The following is an 18,942-nucleotide window of genomic DNA, read 5'->3' as shown; positions in this document are numbered from 1 at the left end:
AGGGCACTGCTCTTATCTTTATTCACATCTCTTGCAAAACGAATGACTATTTATTAATTTTTCAGGACTTCCACATGCAACAATACTTCCTTCTCTCATTATGACAACACGATCCGCTAGTATCACTTTCTCTACATCATGTGTTGCCACAATTCTCGTTACATCTCTTCCTAGTCCTTCAATCATATTCCAAACAGTTTCTTGATTACTCGGATCTAACCCCGCAGTCGGTTCATCTAAAATAATAAGATTCGGATTTGAACCAATTGCTCGTAATAATGCAAGACGTTTTCTTTCGCCTCCTGAAAACTCTTCACCGCTTTTATGTAGCACAGTTTGACTCCCTTCAGGTAACCCTCTAATAATCGGCGTTGCATTTATAAGTTCACTATTTTTTTCTAACTGATTTTCTAAACCCTCTTCCCCGAAATACATATTCTCTGTTACCGTCGTTCGGAAAAAACGTGGTTCTTGCCACACTGTAGTCATTCGAGCCTTTTGACCATAATAAACAACACTACCGTTAGATGGTTTATACAAACCTGTCATTAATTTTAAAAGCGTTGTTTTTCCTGCACCACTTTCTCCGACAATGATAACGAGTTCACCTGGATTAATTTGCAAATCAATATTATGAATTCTGCATTTCTCTTCATCATTCTCCTGAAATGAAACATTTGTTACTGTCATCCCCATCGCTCTTTCTACCTTACTATCTGCCACTCGTTTATCTAAAAAGGAAAAAATTCTATTTGCCGAAGCGACTGCAACTTGTGTCATCATTAATAAATCGCCAACGTAACGGACTGGAAAAAAGAGCATTTCAATTGTGGCTAACACGGCAACAATTGAGCCAACTTCCATTTCTCCCTTCATTATTTTTTGCGCGCCTATAATGAGAACAACGATATATGCCCCTGTTTCAATCACTGTTCCAACTACTCCAATGCAGTGTTGCATCATCGTCTTCTTTACTTCCGATTTATAAGATTGTGCCGTTACTCCTTTAAATAAGCGAATAGCCCATTTTTCTTTTTGTAAACTACGTAAATCTTGTATACCCTTTACAAACTGTGACACCATCTCTACAACACTCGATTGATTTTTTTGAGCAACGCTTGCAATATCTCTTACCTTTTTTCCCATCAGTATTGGAACAATTGTACTTAAAAATAAAAACGGAGTTACCCACAATATAAACTGTATATCTATATGTTGTAGTGCTATGAAAGCTCCAATAAATTGGGCAATAGCGTGTATATACTCTATTAATATAAAGCCATATAATCTGATCCAGTTCGGAATATCAGATACGACCAAAGTTTCTAACTCCCCTTGCTTGATCTTCTCACTTTCTTCAAACGGTAATGAGAAATAGTGACGCAATAATTCTATACGTTTCGTTTGTAATATACGTTGACTCGCTTTTGAACTTATATAATCAAATAGAAGATTGTTCGTCCACATCAAAAAGCGACTACCCGCAAACAAAGCTATATATAAATAGGCACTTCTTAACTCCCTTTGAATAAGATTGTCTACAATTACCCCCATGAAGATTGGACGCGATAAGTTTAAAATAGCAGCTATAATTCCACTACAAATGGCTGCTATAACTAATATTTTCTCCTGTCGTAATGGTAACAATATTCTTTTATATTCTTTCATGACGTTTCCCCCATTTTTTATATTAAAAAGAAAGGGATGAAACCATATGGTTTCATCCCTTTCCATAAAATAAGGAAGCTAACTATTGTTAGCTTCCTTATTGTTCATTTCAATTATTTAGTTCGACACTTTTGACTCTTCGATTTTCTCACGAAGAACCATTTGCAGAATACCACCGTGACGGTAGTAGTCAATTTCTACTTCACTATCGAAACGAGCTACTACTTCAAATTGTTTTTCGTTGCCATCTAAATCAGTTGCAACTACTTTTACAAGATCGCGTGGTCTAACTGATTTGTCGATTTGAATTTCAAATGACTCGTTACCAACAAGGCCTAATGTTTCAGCACTTTCGCCCTCTTTAAATTGAAGTGGTAATACACCCATTAATACTAAGTTACTGCGGTGAATACGTTCGAAGCTTTCTGCGATTACTGCTTTAATACCTAATAAGTTAGTACCTTTCGCAGCCCAGTCACGAGAACTTCCCATACCGTAATCTTTACCAGCAACAACTAGAAGACCTGTTCCATCTTCTTTATATTTCATAGCAGCATCATAGATAGATGTTACTTCACCAGTTGGCCAATATGTTGTATATCCACCTTCTGTTCCTGGTGCGATTTGGTTTTTAATACGGATGTTTGCAAATGTACCACGCATCATAACTTCATGGTTACCACGACGAGAACCGTAAGAGTTAAAGTCAACTGGTTGTACGCCGTTTTCTAATAAATAGCGTCCAGCTGGTGTGTGCTTACCAATTGAACCTGCTGGTGAAATATGGTCTGTTGTTACAGAATCACCAAATTTACCAACTATGCGTAAACCTGATAACGTTTCAACTTCACCTGGCTCTTTAGATAAACCTTCAAAGAATGGTGGGTTTTGAATGTATGTTGAATCATTATCCCAAGTATATAAAGCTTCGTTTGAAGTTTGGATTTCATTCCAACGCTCATTGCTGTTAAATACTTGTGCATATTCTTTCTTGAACAATTCAGATGTAACAACGCTTTGAACTACATCTTCAATTTCTTTAGCTGATGGCCAAATATCATTGAAGTAAACAGCATTGCCATTTGCATCTTTACCGATTTCATCATTTTTCAGGTCAATATCAACAGTACCTGCAAGTGCATATGCCACAACAAGTGGTGGTGATGCTAAGTAGTTTGCTTTTACAAGAGGATGAATACGACCTTCAAAGTTACGGTTACCAGATAAAACAGATGTTACTAGTAAGTCGTTTGCTGCGATTGATTCTTCTAATTCTGGCGCTAATGGACCAGAGTTACCGATACAAGTCGTACAACCGTAACCAACTGTTTGGAAACCTAATTGATCTAAATATGTTGTTAAACCGGATTTATCTAAGTACTCAGTAACAACTTTAGATCCTGGTGCTAATGATGTTTTTACGTACTCAGGTACTACAAGTCCTTTTTCAATTGCTTTCTTCGCAACTAGACCTGCTCCAATTAATACGTATGGGTTTGATGTATTTGTACAGCTTGTAATTGCAGCGATTGCAATTGCACCTGTTTTCATCGTTACTTCTTTATCTTCTAATGTAACCTTCACTTCTTTATCGAACTCTTGCTCATTAAATCCAAGTCCTTGTGTTCCAACTGGTGCTAAAACAGCTTTGTGGAACGCATCTTTCATATCTGAAAGTGGAATTAAATCTTGTGGGCGTTTCGGTCCAGAAAGGTTAGATTCGATTGTATTTAAATCAATTTCAACAAGATCAGTGTAGATTGGATCTTTACTATCTGCTGTATAGAATAAACCGTTCGCTTTACAGTATTCTTCAACAATACGAATTTGCTCTTCATCTCTACCTGTTAAACGTAAGTATTCTAATGAAATATCATCGATTGGGAAGAATCCACAAGTTGCGCCGTATTCTGGTGCCATATTTGAAATTGTTGCACGGTCAGCTAAAGGCATACTCTTTAGTCCATTACCGAAGAACTCAACAAATTTACCAACTACACCTTTTTGACGTAATACTTGTGTTACTTTTAATGCAACGTCTGTTGCCGTAGTACCACTTGGAAGTGTGCCAGTTAATTTCACACCGATTACTTCAGGTACTGGGAAGTATGAAGGCTGTCCAAGCATTCCTGCTTCTGCTTCAATACCACCAACGCCCCATCCAAGAACGCCGATACCGTTAATCATTGTTGTATGTGAGTCTGTTCCAACTAATGAATCTGGGTATGCAACTAAGTCACCTTCAGCATTTTTCACAGCATGAACAACTGGTGCTAAATATTCAAGGTTTACTTGGTGTACAATGCCTGTAGCTGGTGGAACTGCACGGTAGTTATCAAATGATTTTTGTGCCCAGCTTAAAAATTTATAACGTTCTTCATTACGTTTAAACTCTAAGTCCATGTTGAATGCAAGCGCGTCTGCCGTACCCGCTCTATCAACCTGTACAGAGTGGTCAATTACAAGGTCTACAGTAATTTCAGGATTAATTTTGTCAGGATCCCCACCCATGTCTGCCATTGCTTTACGAAGCGAAGCCAAATCAACAACAGCTGGAACACCAGTGAAATCTTGTAAAATTACACGAGATGGTTTAAATGGAACATCGATATCTTGCACATCTTTCGTTCCCCATTTCGCTAAATTTGTAACATGCTCTTCTGTGATTACACGTCCGTCTACTTGACGAAGTACTGATTCAAGTAAAACTTTCACGGAATATGGTAATTGAGATACGTTGCCAACCCCTGCATTTTCAAGCGCTTTCAAATCATAATAATGATACGTTTTTCCATCTACTTCAAAAGTTGCACGTGATTGAAATGGATTATGTTTGACCATTATGTTTCCCCCCTGTTAAACGTGACTAAGTTGTCTGAATATAAAATGTAGACAAACTTTTCAATACCTTACGATAATATCTTATTACAACTTTCTAAATAAGTAAATAATAAGAAACTTATAGATTATCATAAGTTTTCTTTATGTTTCTAAATTTGAATAGCTTTCATGCTCCTTATGAATACTATTATCATAAAGTAAAGTGCTCTATCAGCGATTTACTTACAGTTCATACATACTATGAACTGCTCATCATTCAACATACAAAAAATGTTATAGAGGTGAAATAAAATGGGTAAAAGAAAAGCAAATCATACTATTTCAGGAATGAATGTTGCATCTGCACAAGGACAAGGAACTGGTTACAATGAAGAATTTGCAAACGAGCCTTTAACTCCAGCAGAGCGACAAAATAATAAGAAACGTAAAAAGAACCAGTAAAGAAAAATCCCAAAAGGTCTATTTTCCTTTTGGGATTTTTTCTAATGTTTATAACGTAGTAATTCCGAAACCGTTACAAATCGATAGCCCTGCTTTTTCAACTCAGGTAAAATTTTTGCTAGCGCTGCTACCGTTTGACTACGATCATTTCCTCCATCATGTAACAATACAATATCGCCACTTTTAGCATTTTTCACTACATGATTTACAATGGATTCGACCCCTGGATCTGCCCAATCACGTGGATCTTGATGCCATGACCATAGAACAGTTTGATAACCAGCTTCTTTCGCTGTTTTAAATACAGCATCGTTAATATATCCACCAGGAGGACGGAATAGCAAAGGTTCTTTCACCCATTTTTCAAAAAATTTCTTTCCATCTAAAATATCATTTTCTAATTTTTCATCTGACGAATTACTCGCATACAAATGATTCATCGTATGATTTCCAATTTCATGTCCCTCTTTTAACACTTGTTTCACTAAATATGGATTGCGCTGAACTCGAAATCCAATCATAAAAAATGTCGCTTCAGCCTTATATTGACGTAATAAATCTAAAACTTGCGGTGTATATGTTGGATCTGGCCCATCATCAAATGTAATTGCAATAATTTTTTCATTATTAGGTACTTCCCATGTTACATAACCAGTTGGTTCTAACTCTTTTCTGAGCAACATTTTCGCTTCCACTTTTTCCACTTGAAATATATGTACTGCGCATAATAAAGAAAAAACTATTAAAAGAATTTTCTGTTTTAACATAACGTTCACTAAAGCAGCAAGGTTGTCGAATAGACAACAACCTCATTTACTTTTCTAATTGATCTACATTTCGCATTATATTTTGGAGATTATTTTCATATTGCTCAAGTTGTGGACGTTGTGTTTCTGAAGCTACCTCTAGTGCATTTTGAATTTGTTCATATGCTTCCTGAACCTCTTGGCGTAACTCTTTTAAATCATGACCATAGTTAGGGTCATTCTTCACAATATTATTAAATGCATTTTCTGCTTGTGTAACTCCTTGCTGTGCCGCTTGAAAGGCTTGTTGCTTATCTTTATGATATGGCATTATATAATCCCCTTTCTATAATAGTTAGTCCCCTTTATCTTTACCTTTTTTTCTAAAAACATTCTTGTATAAAATCGTCAACTTCTCTCATTCTAAAAAGAAAGAGGAGGTGTCACATATAATGAGTAAAAACAATCGTGAATCTAAAGAAAAAAAAGGACAACCTGAGCCATTAAGCGGATCTCATAAAGTAAAAAACCGTAACCATTCACGCCAAAAAAAACATGCACATCATGATATGTAATAAAAAATATTCACATACCGTGCACATTCAACATAAAATGTTTGTATTTCATCATTTATTCTTCACCTCTGTTTCATTCATGCATAACATGATATGAATTGATATTTTACGGAGGGTGTCTTACATGGGCAAGAAAAAGAAGAATTGTCTTTTTCATGTTGATGGTTTCGAAGAATGGATGGATCAATTTTGTTCCGATTCTTATAGTAACTTTAGCTTTCCAAATCAAATTCACATCGACCTTTGCGAAACCGAAGAAGAATATATTTTGGAAACAGATGTACAAAATGTCACTGAACAAAATGTACTCATTAAAAAGTTAGAGACAGGCCTAGCTATATGCATACTTCATAAAAACATTTCCTTACAACGAACAATCCCTTTACCTACTACTATCATTTATAAAAAGATGCTAGCCTGCTTAGAAAACGGATTTTTAGCCATTCATATTTCCAAAAATGAAGTTGCTGATAAGCATGAAAAAAAAGTTCTTTTTTCAAATTAAGAGTTAATATAATATAAACTAAGCCCCAGTTGGTTACTGGGGCTTATGTTATTTCGCATGCATTTCTATATTAGAATTTGCATCATATCTTTTTTTCGATAAACCTTTTGTAACTAAAAGCACAGGAAATGCCACAGTTGAAAATATAGCTAGTGCTGAAAATACTACAAACCCATTTTGGTAGCCGTAGTAATCGAGAAGTACTCCTCCAAACCACGGACCTATTACTGCTCCAATTCCCGAAAAGCCCATCGCACCGAAGTATGTTCCTTTTAGATGCGCAATAGCAATATCATCAATAAATACATCCGTCATCGAAAACATTAAGACTTCTCCAATTGTAAAAATAATTGTACAAACGGCAGCACTTAGCATAGATTCTACTATTCCAAAGCCAAATAATCCTCCGCTTACAAATAAAGTCCCCACCATAATTGATGTTAACGGTGTATACTTTTTGCACATTTGAATAACAGGGTATTGGATAATCACTACAACAATCGCATTTAAAGCTAACATATATGAAAATAATTTCACTCCATCCTGAAATATATGTGCATTTGCAAAATATTGAGATACTGTTGTCGTTAAGTGAGAAAAACCACAATTACTCAAAATAATACCGACTAAAGCAACTAAAAATACGACATCCTTTCGCAAAATGCGAATTGCATTTAACATTGTGACAGGTTTTTCTGTATTTATTTTCTTTTTTTCAATTGGATACTTCTTAAATTGGAATGCTAATATAGCTGTATATAGAATGTACACTCCAGCTGCTACTAAAAAAGGAATTGTAGATTTTGCGCTTCCAATCTGTAATCCGACAAGAGGGCCAATCGCCACTCCAACATTGATTGCACCGTAACGCAAATTATATACGAGTAAACGATACTCTGGTTTCGTTAAATCTGATAATAATGCTCTTGATGTTGGCTCAAAAAACGACCTACATAATCCATTTAAAGCGTTTAATAAAAAGAAACTTAAAACATGATCCGCAAGTGAAAAACCTATAAACACAAAAATCCAAACAATCATGGACCAGAGCATAATCGTTTTCCGGCCAAATCGATCTGATAAATTCCCTCCGATAAAACTAGCAAAAACACCAACAAGTGCACTCGTTCCGATAATAGCACCTGTCATTCCAGCTGATACACCTTTAACAGTCGTTAAATAAATTGCTAAAAAAGGAATGCTCATTGACGTGGCGAACCTCGCAAATAAAGTCCCTATTATAATTGTCATTCCTAACGGATGAATATTTTGTAACTTCCCCTTCATCACTAAACCTACTCTCCCCGTTCTTACATAAAAAAAGAAAGCAAAGGATCTGCTTTCTTTTCCTTTTTCTATACTTGAGCTGTTGATACCCGAGTTGTTCTCGTTATGTCCATATCAATTCCATATGTGAACTGTAATTCTTTACACACATCTTTAATTAAGATTGCGACATTATACTTTTCATTAAATTGTAAAACTATGTTTTCTACTTCTTCATATGTATACTTATATTCCCCTGTAATGACACTTTTTAAATCAAAGCATTCATTTATACAAAGTTGCACAAGTAGTTGGTCATATTTCTCTATTACATCTTCTTTCTTCCACAGTAACTCTTTTACATATAACCGATCAAACTTCACACTTTCTCGATTACAATCCGTTAAAATCCGGGTCATTTCATTTAATTCTCGATACAATTCAGAAATATTTTTACTTAAACTAAGAAGTTTATCTACGCCGTTTTCATATAACATATTCATTCCACCCCCGCATTTTCTTTTTCTTATTATAGCAAGAAAATTCTAAAAATAGTTTCTTTCTTCTGAAATATTAGGAAACTAATTTCAATTGCTTTACAATGAAACTAGTGAACGCGAAAGGGGAAAGAAAATTGGAGCAAAAATTATATTACACTGACGCTTATAAGCAAGACTTTACTACAAAAATTATAAAGCAAGATTATGATAAAGACGGTAACTTATACGTCGTTTTAAACGAGACCGCATTTTATCCGACAGGTGGCGGACAACCGCATGATACTGGCACATTAAATGATATCGATGTAATCAATGTAGAAGAGATACATGGGGAAATTCGTCACTTCATTGTAGAAAAATTACATACAGAAGAAGTAGAAGGTAAAATCAATTGGGAGCGCCGTTTTGATCATATGCAGCAACATGCGGCTCAGCACATTTTATCTGCTGCTTTTTGGGACCATTTTAACATACCTACGATTGGATTCCACCTTGGTAAAGAAACGGTAACAATTGATTTAGAAATAGAAAATCTTCATACAGAAACGGTTGAAAAAGCAATAAACATTGCCAACAAAATTGTTTTCGAAAACCATCAAATCCATATCGAGTGGATGAACTTAGAAAAAGCGAAAACATTCCCCCTTCGCAAAGAACCGACTATGACAGAAAATATACGGGTTGTTATTATCGAAAACTTTGACTACAACGGCTGTGGTGGAACGCATCCGAAACGAACTGGTGAAGTTGGTCCTATTCAAGTACTAGGATGGGAGCGCAATAAAGGTGGTATACGCTTAACGTTTATCGCTGGTTGGCGTACACTTAAATTAATGGGACAACAGCAACAAATTATGAAAGATGTTTCTAAACAATTAAACAGTAGCGAAACTGATATTCCAGCAAAAGTGGCGCAACTGCTTACTTCTCAAAAAGAAAACGAAAAAGCAATACAAACAATGAATGAAAAATTATTATTTGCAGAGGCAAATGAACTACTTCTACAGCCCATAAAAATTCATGCTGACATACTTATTTCTAAAGTATTTACAAATCGTTCTATGCAAGAAATCGCAAAGCTTTCCGCTATTATTACAGAACAACAAGAGCATGCAATTACGTATTTCGTCATCGAAAATGATGACAAACTACAATGTATTCTCGCTTGCGGAAAATCAGTATCACTCGATATGAATGCTCTTTTAAAAGACGCTCTTCCTACAATCGAAGGAAAAGGTGGCGGAAATAAGAAGAGTGCTCGCGGTGGCGGGAGAGCAATTATGAGCGGAGATGAATTTTTAAATCAGCTTGTTTCTTCTTTACAGTCGGCGGTGTAAAGCATTTTTAGTAAGGATAGCTAACAGCTATCCTTACTCTATACTTACAAACCAATATTTTGTTTCAATCCTTGGTAACTCCCTGCATTTGAAAAACCTTCACTTATAAGAGTTATAAAAGTTTCCGAAAAACCATAATGACTTAAATCTTTAATCGGCACCATTTGCACATCATGAATTGGATTATGATCAAATTCATTAGAGGGTAACATAATTTCCCCTGTAAGCTTTTCAAGTAGAAATGTAATATGTAATAAAGATAGACTGGCATCCGGTTTATCACAAACATAGAGTAGCTTCTTAATTTTAACTTCTAATCCCGTTTCTTCTCTCATTTCTCTAATCATCGCCTCTTCTAACATTTCACCATTCTCCACTCTTCCTCCAGGTAAAGACCAATTCCTATTAGCAACTTTTTGCTTTACTAGCAATAATTTTTCACCTTCAATTAAAATTCCCGTAACACGAACTTGCATTACATTTTCCATATGTAATCTCCTCTTCCCATTATATTTACAAATTACCCCTTCCATAAAAAGAACGTACGTTTTATAATTGAAGAAAATTATGGAAGAAAGTAGTTGTTACATTCATGCGTCCACCTTTAACAAAGTCTATATCACTTGAAGATTTCCAAAACTATTATTGGTTAAAAGCAGAACTCCAAACATTTTGTCGTGAGAATGGGTTGCCAGCTAGCGGCTCTAAGATTGAAATAACCGATTGTATCTCACATTATTTAACTACGGGGAAAGTCTTAAAAAACAGCTCTGGGCAAAAAGTGCGTAAAGCTTCCCTCTCTTATAAAGACCTTTCTCTTCAAACGATTATTACTAACAATCACCGCTGTAGCGAAGATGTTCGTGCTTTTTTCAAAGAAAAAATCGGAACAAACTTCCGCTTTACAGTAGCTCTTCAAAAATTTTTCAAAGAGAATGTTGGAAAAACATATGAAGACGCGGTAGCTTTTTGGCATGAAGAAAACGAACGAAAAAAAGACCCTACATACAAAACAACTATCGGTGCACAATTTGAATACAATCGCTTTACTCGTGACTTTTTCGAAGATCCAAATAATAAAGGGAAAGCAAAAGCTGATGCGATTGCTGCTTGGAACGAAATGAAAGCGAAGCCTGGTAGCAATATTTATGTTCCTCAAAAAGTAGAAAACTAGTTACCTCGCTAGTCTTCTACTTTCTCAAATAATAGCGCAATCCCTATCCCGCCTCCAATCCCTACTGTAGCAATTCCATATTTCATAGACTCTCTTTGTGCCTGATAAAACAAACGTGTTACAAGCATAGCACCAGATGCACCGTACGGATGACCGAGCGCAATTGCTCCACCATTTACATTTACTTTTTCGTACGGAATTTGTAACTCTTTTGCGCAAGCAACAACTTTTGAAGCGAACGCTTCATTTATTTCAAAATAATCGATGTCCTCTACTTTTACATTCATTTCGTTTAATAATTTGTTTACCGCAAATATCGGACCAGTCCCCGGAAGATTTGGATTTACTCCCACTACAGCACTATGAACGAAACGAAGAACAGGCTTGTATCCTAATTTTCGTGCTTGCCCCTCTTTCATTACAAGAACGGCACATGCTCCATCATTTACACCGCACGAATTACCTGCCGTTACTGTACCATTTTGTAAAAATGCGGGCTTTGTTCTTTTAATCATTCTTTCATAATTCATTTCTCGTTTTATAGCTTCGTCAAAAGATCCATTAAACGAAAGTATCTCATCTTGTAAATATCCATTCTCTAATGCTTGCAGTGCCCGTTTATAACTAAGGCAAGCATACTCGTCTTGCATTTCTCGCGTTATATTATAACGCTCTGCAACATATTCAGCCGCCACTCCCATATTAGGATCACCAATTGTTTCTGGTGAAAATCGCGCTCTATTTTGAAAAGGTGATGTACTTGTACTCTCTACTCCTCCTGCAATATAACAATTACCTGCGCCGCCTTGAATGAAATGACATGCAGTACGAATCGCTTCCAATCCGGCACCACATTGCCGGTCAATCGTTACACCAGGAATATGATAACCAAGTCCTGCCGCTAAAGCAGATAATCTCGCAACATTCCCTCCCGGCCCCACAATATTCCCTAACATGACATCGTCTATTTCTCTCTCAATTCCTTTACTTAAAAACGTAAGAAGCGGCGTTACTAATTGCTGAACTTCATAATCTTTCAACATCCCATTCTTCTTACCAATAGGTGTCCTTTTTGCTTCTACAATAACCGCTCTATTCATATATTTTCTCCAGGTTTTCAATCATATTTTTTGCTGCCATACGAGCGATTTTCCCGCTATTTGTATACGGTATTTCATCTACAAAATGCCATTCTTTCGGTATTTTAAACGAGGATAATCGTTGTAAGCAAAAACTTTTTAATTGTTGCTTCGTAGCACTTCCTTTTACGATGGCGACAGGTTTTTCACCCCAATAACTATCTTTCACGCCAACTACAACTATTTCATCAACAGCTGTATGTTCATGTAATACACTTTCTATTTCTTCTGGGAAAATATTAATTCCTCCAAATAAAATCATATTCTTCTCTCTACCTACTATATATATAAACCCTTCTTCATCTTCATAACCTACATCTCGCACTGTCATCCAGCCATCCGCAGTCAACTCTGGAACTAAAACCTTATCCAATATGTAGCCCATAAAAAACTGATCACTTTTCACATAAACAGTTCCTATCTCGCCTTTCTGTACTTCTTCTCCTGCTTCGTTACATATTCGAACTTGCACATTGTGACAAGGTTTTCCTACTGAATTTGGCCTTCTATCACTCTCTTCATCAACTAGTGCTGTTACAAAACTTAGTTCCGATGCACCGTAAAATTCATATTTTTGCGCATAAGGAAATATACTCTTTATTTTTTCTTTCGCTTCAGCTTCCCATTTCGCTCCTGACGAAATAATTTTCATTCCATTTTTTATTACTCTATTTTCTTTATATAAAGATTCTAGCATTGTCGGAACTGTATACATGACCGAAACGTGTTCCGTTTCTAACTTATCCAGCACTTGATCTGGAATAAACTTTTTCATAATATGCACCGTTTGCCCTACATATAATGCACTTATTGCGCCGTATAAAAAAAGAGAATGAACGAGCGTCCCAGCTATTAAAATAGAATCTTCTTTTTTCATATGAAAGTCATGTATATTGCAATCAAAACTATGAACCCACGATTGTTGTGCACGTAAAAATGCTTTCGCCTTCCCAGTCGATCCCGATGTAAATCCCATATAAAACGGAGCATGTTGTACATCTTTTACAGGGGCATATGCAGGCAGATAGTTCTCTATCATTCTTCTCCACTCATCAATTTCAATTACTTTTCCTTCTTCATCCGGTAGATCATTTACCTTATATCGCTCTGTCACAATCATAGCTGGGTTACTGATCGCAATTCTTTCTTTGAGCTCATCCTCTTTCCACTTTATATCTAACGGCACACAAACCCATCCGGCCATAGTAGCACCAGCAAATAGTTGTAAAAACTCTATACGATTTTCTAATAGGATTGCTATCGTTTTATTCTGCGATTCTTTTTCATTCAACCAGTTTTCTACTTTACATACTGACTCAAACCACTCTTTATATGTTAATACTCGATCATTTTCCTTTATTGCTATTTTATTTGTTTGTAAAGAGGCATACTTTTTATATTCTTTTGTAATCCCCATTTGAGACGTCCTTTCTTTACAAAATAATAAAAAGAAACACGCAATAAACGTGTTTCTTCTCTTTCTTATCCCGCATTTGTATATTTCCCACTCTTGAGAGCAGGCGTAATAATATGTTTCAATGAACGATGTAATTTCGTTACAAGAATTGCTGCTATAATCGCTTTTATGCAATCACCTGGTAAAAATACGACACTCACTTTCATCGTCTGCCATATAGAAATATCCATTACGAATGCTTGTACAATGATACCAAATACATAAACTACGAAAATACCACCAATTATATTAATACATAATACCTTTATTATAGAAACTTCACGTAAACGCTCAATTAAATAACCAATGACAAACGCTCCAACGACATAACCAAGTAAATATCCTGCACTTGGCCCAACAAATACGCCTGGACCACCGCGTCCACCAGCAAGTAATGGTGCTCCAACTCCAACTATAAGTAAGAAAATAAGCTGACTTAACGCACCAAGACGTGATCCTAATAATCCACCAGCAAGCATAACACCGAGTGATTGTAATGTAATCGGAACTGGTGTAATAGCAAGAGCAATTGGAGGTATTAACCCTAACACTCCCATAATAGAACTAAATAAAGCGACGAAAACTAAGTTTTTTGTATTCATATTTGCTTCTCCTATTTGTAAACTTAAAATGATTTTTAGATAACATATTATAGGAGTTATATTATCTTTCTATTTAGTATTTGTCAACTTATTTTAAATATAGGTTTACAATTTTTTTTCAATTATTTCTCCTTATGCAAATGCTCAAGTTCTTTCCGAAGCGCCTGTTTTAAAAACTTCCCAACAGATGTTTTCGGAATTTCCTGCATAAATACAATATCGTCTGGTAACCACCACTTTGCAAACTGTGGTTTTAAAAATTCATATAGTTCTTCTTTTGTAACAGTGCTATTTGCCTTTTGTACAACGCAGGCAACTGGACGCTCTTGCCACTGCGGGTGTGGAACTGCAACAACGGCCGCTTCAAATATAGCATCATGTGCCATTAAAGCATTTTCAAGGTCAACTGAGGAAATCCATTCTCCCCCGCTTTTAATAACATCTTTCGTACGATCAACAATTTTCACGCAGCCTTCCTCGTCAACTGTAACAACATCACCAGTATATAACCAACCGTCTCGGAATCCTTCGACAGTACGATCATCGTTATAATAGCTTTCAGCAATCCAAGGTGCTCGTAAACATAACTCTCCCATCTCAGTACCATCCCACTTCACTTCACCGTTTGTACCGACTACTTTCATCTCTACACCAGGGACAAGATATCCTTGTTTTGAGCGGATTTCTAATTGCTCTTCATATGATAATTCTGTTTCATAACTTTTTAAACGTGCAAGTGTTACGAGTGGGCTTGTTTCAGTCATACCATATGCATGTACGAAAGGAACATTATATTTTTGTTCAAATGCTTTAATAACGCTTTTCGGTGCAGCAGCACCACCGCATAATATTCTCGTTATACTAGATAAATCGTAACTATTATTTTCTAATTCTTGTAATACACCGAGCCAAATTGTCGGCACACCTGCTGCTATCGTTACTTTTTCAGCTTGAATCATCTCTAATAAAATTTTTGGAGTAAACATTGGTCCTGGCAGAACTTGTTTAGTTCCAAACCAAGTAGCTGCAAAAGGAAGTCCCCAAGCGTTCACATGGAACATCGGTACAATTGCCATCGCCGCATCACTTTCCGATAAAGCAGCTGTATCCGCTAAACCGAGTGCCATACAATGCAGTACAGTACTACGATGCGTATATACAACACCTTTTGGATTCCCTGTAGTCGCTGACGTATAACACATACCAGCAGGTGTATTTTCATCAATATCTTTTACAAATTGGAAATTTGGATCGCCTTCTTCTAATAGTTTTTCATAATGATATACAGGTTCTAGCGTAGTATTTGGAAGTTCATCTTTATCAGTCATAATAATGTAGGCTTGTACAGTTGATAATTGTGATTGAATATTTTCAACGAGTGGTACGAGATCTTCATCTATAAGTAGAATGCGATCTTCTGCGTGCTGAATAATGTATGAAATATGTTGAGGAGATAAACGAATATTAATTGTGTGCAAAACAGAAGCAATACCAGGAATAGCAAAATAAGCTTCCACATGTCGATGATGATTCCACGCTAACGTTCCTATACGCTCACCTTCTTTAATTCCTAATTTTTTTAACGCACTAGAAAGCCTTCTCGTCCTTTCACCTAACTGCTTATACGTTAACGTCGTAATTGTATCATGTGTCCGTGAAACAATTTCTTTCTTTGAAAACAGTTTTTCTGCTCTTTCCATCATAGAACTAATTGTTAGCGGTACATTCATCATCATATTGGTTATATCCCCCTTTAAAGCGTTTTCATTTTTCGTTCATTATAACAGACTTCTACAAATGATTACGACATTTTTCTGTATTTTCTGAATTATTTCTTTGGAAATAATTCAGAACGATAAAAAACATGTTTTGAATACATTGATTCGAAACATGTTTTTTATTTTTTATAAACTATCTACCTTTTTCCTTACTTTCTTTTTCAATTTAAAAATAAAACGATTACTGTATTCCTTATTTTCTACTAAAATCCGATACGTCTCTAACACTCCTAACACACGTACAAAAAGATAAACTCCGATAGCAATAAGTACAACACAATAAGGGTAATACTGCACTAATTCTCCTGAAGTTATATGCTTTTTCTCAAACAAAAACGGAATCGCTCCTGCTGCAATAAAACAAAATCCAACGATCACTACTGACGCATACTTCTTCTTAATAGTCGCATATCTTTTTGTCAATTCTTTTAGAAAGTTTTGATCAAATAGTAGTTCTTCCTTTTTCAATACATTGTATCGACTCTCTTCTATCGTTACAGGTGCCATCATTGCTCCGATCCCAAGCACTGCAATGATAATGACAAGAAACGTAGACATTGTTGCATTTTCTTTAAATAATAAGTACGGTATTGTAGATAAAATAAGCAAGCTAAATCCTAATGCAATATATTTAGAAATTTTTTGTCCATACACTACATACCCTTCTGCCATTTCCTTACTTACATAATAACCATTTTCCTTTTCGTTACTTTGCTCAGCAGTTTCTTTTAATAAATAGTCAAGTGATACTTCAAATACATTTCCAATCATTATTAACTTTTCAGTTTCAGGAAAACCTTGACCGTTTTCCCATTTACTAACCGCTTGCCTTGTTGTGTTTAATTTTTCAGCTAATGCTTCTTGAGAAAGGCCCTTTTCCTTTCTTAATTTAAAAAGCTTTTCACCAAATCCCATATGTGTGTCCCCCTTTGTTTTCTTACCTAAATTGTATGTAAACATTGCCTTTATCTCTATCTTCCCGCGGTTGCACTTTGTCAACTTACGGTTGCGAATGTGTTATATAGTGGTTTTGTATACGATTTAGCTATTATTCTTCTATGATTATGGCGTTAATAAACCACCTCTCTCAATAACCAATTATAATAATTAAAGGTAATTATTGTTATAAAAAAACAAAAAACTCCTTTATTCATTTAAAGGAGTTTTAAATATGAAATATTCCAAGAGGAGCTGTTTTTTCTTCCTCCTACTGCCTCACAATTTCTTCTATATATTTTTATGTGTCATATAACGAACCATGTACAGTATATGTTTTCATCTCTTTATCTGAGGCATACTCATATATATGTAAAATATTACTCTTATTAACTTTTCTAATAAAGTCACTTCCCAATAATCATAACGGCTTCTGCTTAAACTTTTCATAATGTCGTACTTTTAATAGAAGGATATTCCCGCAATCTGTACAAATATAAGCATCCACCGGTGAAGATGTGAACATCGTTTCCTTTTTCCGTATTTGTGCATATCCGACAAACTCACCTTCTCCTATGTTTTGAGAACCACAATTAGAGCATGCCTGCACGGCTTTTTGTTTCATGAGAGCACCACCTTTAATCTGTTTCCACTCCCTTCGACAGCTCACTTCCATTTCCCTTCCAAAAAACCTCTTATTCTCTCACATTTCAACAGGAATCTCAAAACAAAAATCGTATATATACCATGAAATATATTTATTAATGGAGGAATTTTATGACTACTGTTATAACACTCGATATAGCCACAGAAATTGAAAACGCAGAAATACATATGCTCTCTTCTAGACTAAAAGCATTACAAGCATTAGCTGAAAATCCAATGCAAGTACAAATGAAAAAGTTCGGGAGTGCCACTGCCTTTTCATCAAAAATAATTGCTGGTCCAGCTTTTAATACGGTAAAAGGTATTACATTTACAAATACAGATGAGATAGATGAAATCGTCTCTTATTATCAATCGCTACAAATCCCTTGTCGTTTTGAAATTACACCCGCTCAAGGTACAGCCAAATTATTTCAATACTTATCTCAAAGAGGATTTTACCAATCCAGCTTCCATACCGCTTTATATAGTATACCGAGAGAAGACCCTTCCCTTCTTCCTTCTAACATTTCAGTACGCGAACTAAAAGAAAATGAATTTCATATTTTTGCAGACATATACGTACGCGGATTTAACATGCCATCCTTTACAAAAGATGGCGTCCATCAAAATAACGAAATTCTCTACAATAAACCTGGCTGGCATTTTTTCATAGCCGAAGTTCAAAACACTCCTGCGGGTATTGGTGTCCTGTATATAAATAATGGGATTGCATCATTAGCTGCTTCTGCTACTTTGCCAGAATTTCAGCGTAAAGGCTGTCATACTGCATTAATTCAAAAACGAATAGAGACGGCTATTGAATCCAACTGTAACTTAGTAGTTGGACAAGCAAAGTTCGGTAGCAGCAGTCAAAATAATATGGAACGTGCCCATATGAAAATTGCTTATACGAAATCAATATGGACTGCAAAAGACATGTAATTTACATTCTTTCTCTTCTCATTACAATTTTATACATTTTATGACACTTTCTTTTCTATCCCATTAATCATTTGAATATTCAAACTATATTTGTTACGCTATTACTAGATACATCATTCAACTTGCACTATGAAAAGAGAATTCTAATCAAACTACAAGGAGGAGAAATGTATGACTAAACATGATCATGGTTTAAAAGAAAAAGTAGAAGGTGCTATTGATAAGGTAAAGGGTGAAGTAAAAGAAGTTGTTGGGAAAGTAACTGACAATAAGAAATTACAAGCTGAAGGAAAATGGGATAAGGTGAAAGGCACTGCTAAAGATACAGTTGGTAATGTGAAAGAAAAAGTACATGAATATAAAGAACATAAGAAAGAAAAATAAAAAA

20 protein-coding genes are annotated in these 18,942 nt (G+C 35.6%); 7 read left to right on the top strand and 13 right to left on the bottom strand.

Annotation, left to right across the window (positions count from 1 at the left end):
• Window positions 1–18: 18 nt before the first annotated feature.
• Both MR167_RS08285 and acnA read right to left on the bottom strand, forming a co-directional pair.
• Window positions 19–1,668 (bottom strand): ABC transporter ATP-binding protein, encoded by a 1,650-nt coding sequence (locus MR167_RS08285; protein ID WP_242314369.1) that lies wholly within the window; start codon window positions 1,666–1,668, stop codon window positions 19–21.
• 117 nt (window positions 1,669–1,785) lie between these two features.
• Entirely contained in the window at window positions 1,786–4,509 is a 2,724-nt protein-coding gene (acnA, locus tag MR167_RS08280) for an aconitate hydratase AcnA (RefSeq protein ID WP_000238553.1), read from the bottom strand.
• Between the two features lie 291 nt (window positions 4,510–4,800).
• On the opposite strand from acnA, the gene sspO reads away from it, so the two are divergent.
• Entirely contained in the window at window positions 4,801–4,950 is a 150-nt protein-coding gene (gene sspO, locus MR167_RS08275; RefSeq protein ID WP_000518060.1) for a small acid-soluble spore protein O, read from the top strand.
• Between the two features lie 41 nt (window positions 4,951–4,991).
• Here the strand turns inward: sspO and pdaB are convergent, their stop codons facing one another.
• Both pdaB and MR167_RS08265 read right to left on the bottom strand, forming a co-directional pair.
• Window positions 4,992–5,717: a polysaccharide deacetylase family sporulation protein PdaB gene (gene pdaB / locus MR167_RS08270; protein WP_000917688.1), complete on the bottom strand. Its 726-nt coding sequence runs from the start codon at window positions 5,715–5,717 to the stop codon at window positions 4,992–4,994.
• Between the two features lie 46 nt (window positions 5,718–5,763).
• A complete protein-coding gene (locus tag MR167_RS08265) occupies window positions 5,764–6,027 on the bottom strand; it encodes a hypothetical protein (protein WP_001146295.1) in 264 nt (87 codons plus the stop codon).
• A gap of 121 nt (window positions 6,028–6,148) precedes the next feature.
• On the opposite strand from MR167_RS08265, the gene MR167_RS08260 reads away from it, so the two are divergent.
• Both MR167_RS08260 and MR167_RS08255 read left to right on the top strand, forming a co-directional pair.
• On the top strand, window positions 6,149–6,271 hold the full coding sequence (locus MR167_RS08260; protein WP_000042142.1) for a small acid-soluble spore protein P: 123 nt from the start codon (window positions 6,149–6,151) through the stop codon (window positions 6,269–6,271).
• Between the two features lie 124 nt (window positions 6,272–6,395).
• The gene (locus MR167_RS08255; protein ID WP_000516758.1) at window positions 6,396–6,776 is read left to right on the top strand and encodes an Hsp20/alpha crystallin family protein; all 381 of its coding nucleotides are present in this window, start codon (window positions 6,396–6,398) and stop codon (window positions 6,774–6,776) included.
• Window positions 6,777–6,824: 48 nt separating this feature from the next.
• Here the strand turns inward: MR167_RS08255 and MR167_RS08250 are convergent, their stop codons facing one another.
• Window positions 6,825–8,063, bottom strand: a complete 1,239-nt coding sequence (locus tag MR167_RS08250) for an MDR family MFS transporter (protein ID WP_002082353.1) — start codon at window positions 8,061–8,063, stop codon at window positions 6,825–6,827.
• A 68-nt stretch (window positions 8,064–8,131) separates the two neighbouring features.
• The gene (locus MR167_RS08245; RefSeq protein ID WP_000965134.1) at window positions 8,132–8,539 is read right to left on the bottom strand and encodes a hypothetical protein; all 408 of its coding nucleotides are present in this window, start codon (window positions 8,537–8,539) and stop codon (window positions 8,132–8,134) included.
• Window positions 8,540–8,676: 137 nt separating this feature from the next.
• On the opposite strand from MR167_RS08245, the gene MR167_RS08240 reads away from it, so the two are divergent.
• On the top strand, window positions 8,677–9,879 hold the full coding sequence (locus MR167_RS08240) for an alanyl-tRNA editing protein (RefSeq protein ID WP_242314367.1): 1,203 nt from the start codon (window positions 8,677–8,679) through the stop codon (window positions 9,877–9,879).
• Window positions 9,880–9,923: 44 nt separating this feature from the next.
• Here MR167_RS08240 and MR167_RS08235 read toward each other — a convergent pair whose 3' ends face one another.
• Window positions 9,924–10,367 (bottom strand): NUDIX hydrolase, encoded by a 444-nt coding sequence (locus MR167_RS08235; protein ID WP_242314365.1) that lies wholly within the window; start codon window positions 10,365–10,367, stop codon window positions 9,924–9,926.
• A gap of 104 nt (window positions 10,368–10,471) precedes the next feature.
• Here MR167_RS08235 and MR167_RS08230 point away from each other — a divergent pair, with 104 nt between their 5' ends.
• On the top strand, window positions 10,472–11,053 hold the full coding sequence (locus MR167_RS08230) for a DUF6434 domain-containing protein (RefSeq protein ID WP_001247749.1): 582 nt from the start codon (window positions 10,472–10,474) through the stop codon (window positions 11,051–11,053).
• An 8-nt stretch (window positions 11,054–11,061) separates the two neighbouring features.
• On the opposite strand, the gene MR167_RS08225 is transcribed toward MR167_RS08230, so the two are convergent.
• The 6 genes from MR167_RS08225 to MR167_RS08200 form a co-directional block, all read right to left on the bottom strand.
• Window positions 11,062–12,153, bottom strand: coding sequence for an acetyl-CoA C-acyltransferase (locus MR167_RS08225; protein WP_242314363.1), 1,092 nt, complete (start codon window positions 12,151–12,153; stop codon window positions 11,062–11,064).
• Entirely contained in the window at window positions 12,146–13,609 is a 1,464-nt protein-coding gene (locus MR167_RS08220; RefSeq protein ID WP_242314362.1) for an acyl-CoA synthetase, read from the bottom strand. Before MR167_RS08220 ends, MR167_RS08225 begins: the two co-directional genes overlap by 8 nt.
• Window positions 13,610–13,674: 65 nt before the next feature.
• The gene (locus MR167_RS08215) at window positions 13,675–14,250 is read right to left on the bottom strand and encodes a biotin transporter BioY (protein WP_001093324.1); all 576 of its coding nucleotides are present in this window, start codon (window positions 14,248–14,250) and stop codon (window positions 13,675–13,677) included.
• Between the two features lie 122 nt (window positions 14,251–14,372).
• Window positions 14,373–15,986 (bottom strand): long-chain fatty acid--CoA ligase, encoded by a 1,614-nt coding sequence (locus MR167_RS08210; protein WP_242314360.1) that lies wholly within the window; start codon window positions 15,984–15,986, stop codon window positions 14,373–14,375.
• A 168-nt stretch (window positions 15,987–16,154) separates the two neighbouring features.
• Window positions 16,155–16,943, bottom strand: a complete 789-nt coding sequence (locus tag MR167_RS08205) for a helix-turn-helix domain-containing protein (RefSeq protein WP_000505609.1) — start codon at window positions 16,941–16,943, stop codon at window positions 16,155–16,157.
• A gap of 442 nt (window positions 16,944–17,385) precedes the next feature.
• The gene (locus MR167_RS08200; protein ID WP_003260719.1) at window positions 17,386–17,640 is read right to left on the bottom strand and encodes a hypothetical protein; all 255 of its coding nucleotides are present in this window, start codon (window positions 17,638–17,640) and stop codon (window positions 17,386–17,388) included.
• 101 nt (window positions 17,641–17,741) lie between these two features.
• On the opposite strand from MR167_RS08200, the gene MR167_RS08195 reads away from it, so the two are divergent.
• Entirely contained in the window at window positions 17,742–18,554 is an 813-nt protein-coding gene (locus MR167_RS08195) for a GNAT family N-acetyltransferase (RefSeq protein WP_000214258.1), read from the top strand.
• A 171-nt stretch (window positions 18,555–18,725) separates the two neighbouring features.
• Window positions 18,726–18,938 (top strand): CsbD family protein, encoded by a 213-nt coding sequence (locus MR167_RS08190; protein ID WP_000160410.1) that lies wholly within the window; start codon window positions 18,726–18,728, stop codon window positions 18,936–18,938.
• The last annotated feature ends 4 nt before the right edge of the window (window positions 18,939–18,942 follow it).

The sequence above is a fragment of the Bacillus cereus group sp. BfR-BA-01355 genome, from assembly GCF_022663675.1.
Lineage (GTDB): Bacteria > Bacillota > Bacilli > Bacillales > Bacillaceae_G > Bacillus_A > Bacillus_A thuringiensis_S.
This window is presented reverse-complemented; position numbering and strand designations above follow the sequence as displayed.

What these genes read in the sequence shown, in the direction of transcription:
- MR167_RS08285 (WP_242314369.1), bottom strand. Translation starts at nt 1,668, where the DNA reads ATGAAAGAATATAAAAGAATATTGTTACCATTACGACAGGAGAAAATA.
- acnA (WP_000238553.1), bottom strand. Translation starts at nt 4,509, where the DNA reads ATGGTCAAACATAATCCATTTCAATCACGTGCAACTTTTGAAGTAGAT.
- sspO (WP_000518060.1), top strand. Translation starts at nt 4,801, where the DNA reads ATGGGTAAAAGAAAAGCAAATCATACTATTTCAGGAATGAATGTTGCA.
- pdaB (WP_000917688.1), bottom strand. Translation starts at nt 5,717, where the DNA reads ATGTTAAAACAGAAAATTCTTTTAATAGTTTTTTCTTTATTATGCGCA.
- MR167_RS08265 (WP_001146295.1), bottom strand. Translation starts at nt 6,027, where the DNA reads ATGCCATATCATAAAGATAAGCAACAAGCCTTTCAAGCGGCACAGCAA.
- MR167_RS08260 (WP_000042142.1), top strand. Translation starts at nt 6,149, where the DNA reads ATGAGTAAAAACAATCGTGAATCTAAAGAAAAAAAAGGACAACCTGAG.
- MR167_RS08255 (WP_000516758.1), top strand. Translation starts at nt 6,396, where the DNA reads ATGGGCAAGAAAAAGAAGAATTGTCTTTTTCATGTTGATGGTTTCGAA.
- MR167_RS08250 (WP_002082353.1), bottom strand. Translation starts at nt 8,063, where the DNA reads ATGAAGGGGAAGTTACAAAATATTCATCCGTTAGGAATGACAATTATA.
- MR167_RS08245 (WP_000965134.1), bottom strand. Translation starts at nt 8,539, where the DNA reads ATGTTATATGAAAACGGCGTAGATAAACTTCTTAGTTTAAGTAAAAAT.
- MR167_RS08235 (WP_242314365.1), bottom strand. Translation starts at nt 10,367, where the DNA reads ATGGAAAATGTAATGCAAGTTCGTGTTACGGGAATTTTAATTGAAGGT.
- MR167_RS08230 (WP_001247749.1), top strand. Translation starts at nt 10,472, where the DNA reads ATGCGTCCACCTTTAACAAAGTCTATATCACTTGAAGATTTCCAAAAC.
- MR167_RS08225 (WP_242314363.1), bottom strand. Translation starts at nt 12,153, where the DNA reads ATGAATAGAGCGGTTATTGTAGAAGCAAAAAGGACACCTATTGGTAAG.
- MR167_RS08220 (WP_242314362.1), bottom strand. Translation starts at nt 13,609, where the DNA reads ATGGGGATTACAAAAGAATATAAAAAGTATGCCTCTTTACAAACAAAT.
- MR167_RS08215 (WP_001093324.1), bottom strand. Translation starts at nt 14,250, where the DNA reads ATGAATACAAAAAACTTAGTTTTCGTCGCTTTATTTAGTTCTATTATG.
- MR167_RS08210 (WP_242314360.1), bottom strand. Translation starts at nt 15,986, where the DNA reads ATGATGATGAATGTACCGCTAACAATTAGTTCTATGATGGAAAGAGCA.
- MR167_RS08205 (WP_000505609.1), bottom strand. Translation starts at nt 16,943, where the DNA reads ATGGGATTTGGTGAAAAGCTTTTTAAATTAAGAAAGGAAAAGGGCCTT.
- MR167_RS08200 (WP_003260719.1), bottom strand. Translation starts at nt 17,640, where the DNA reads ATGGAAGTGAGCTGTCGAAGGGAGTGGAAACAGATTAAAGGTGGTGCT.
- MR167_RS08195 (WP_000214258.1), top strand. Translation starts at nt 17,742, where the DNA reads ATGACTACTGTTATAACACTCGATATAGCCACAGAAATTGAAAACGCA.
- MR167_RS08190 (WP_000160410.1), top strand. Translation starts at nt 18,726, where the DNA reads ATGACTAAACATGATCATGGTTTAAAAGAAAAAGTAGAAGGTGCTATT.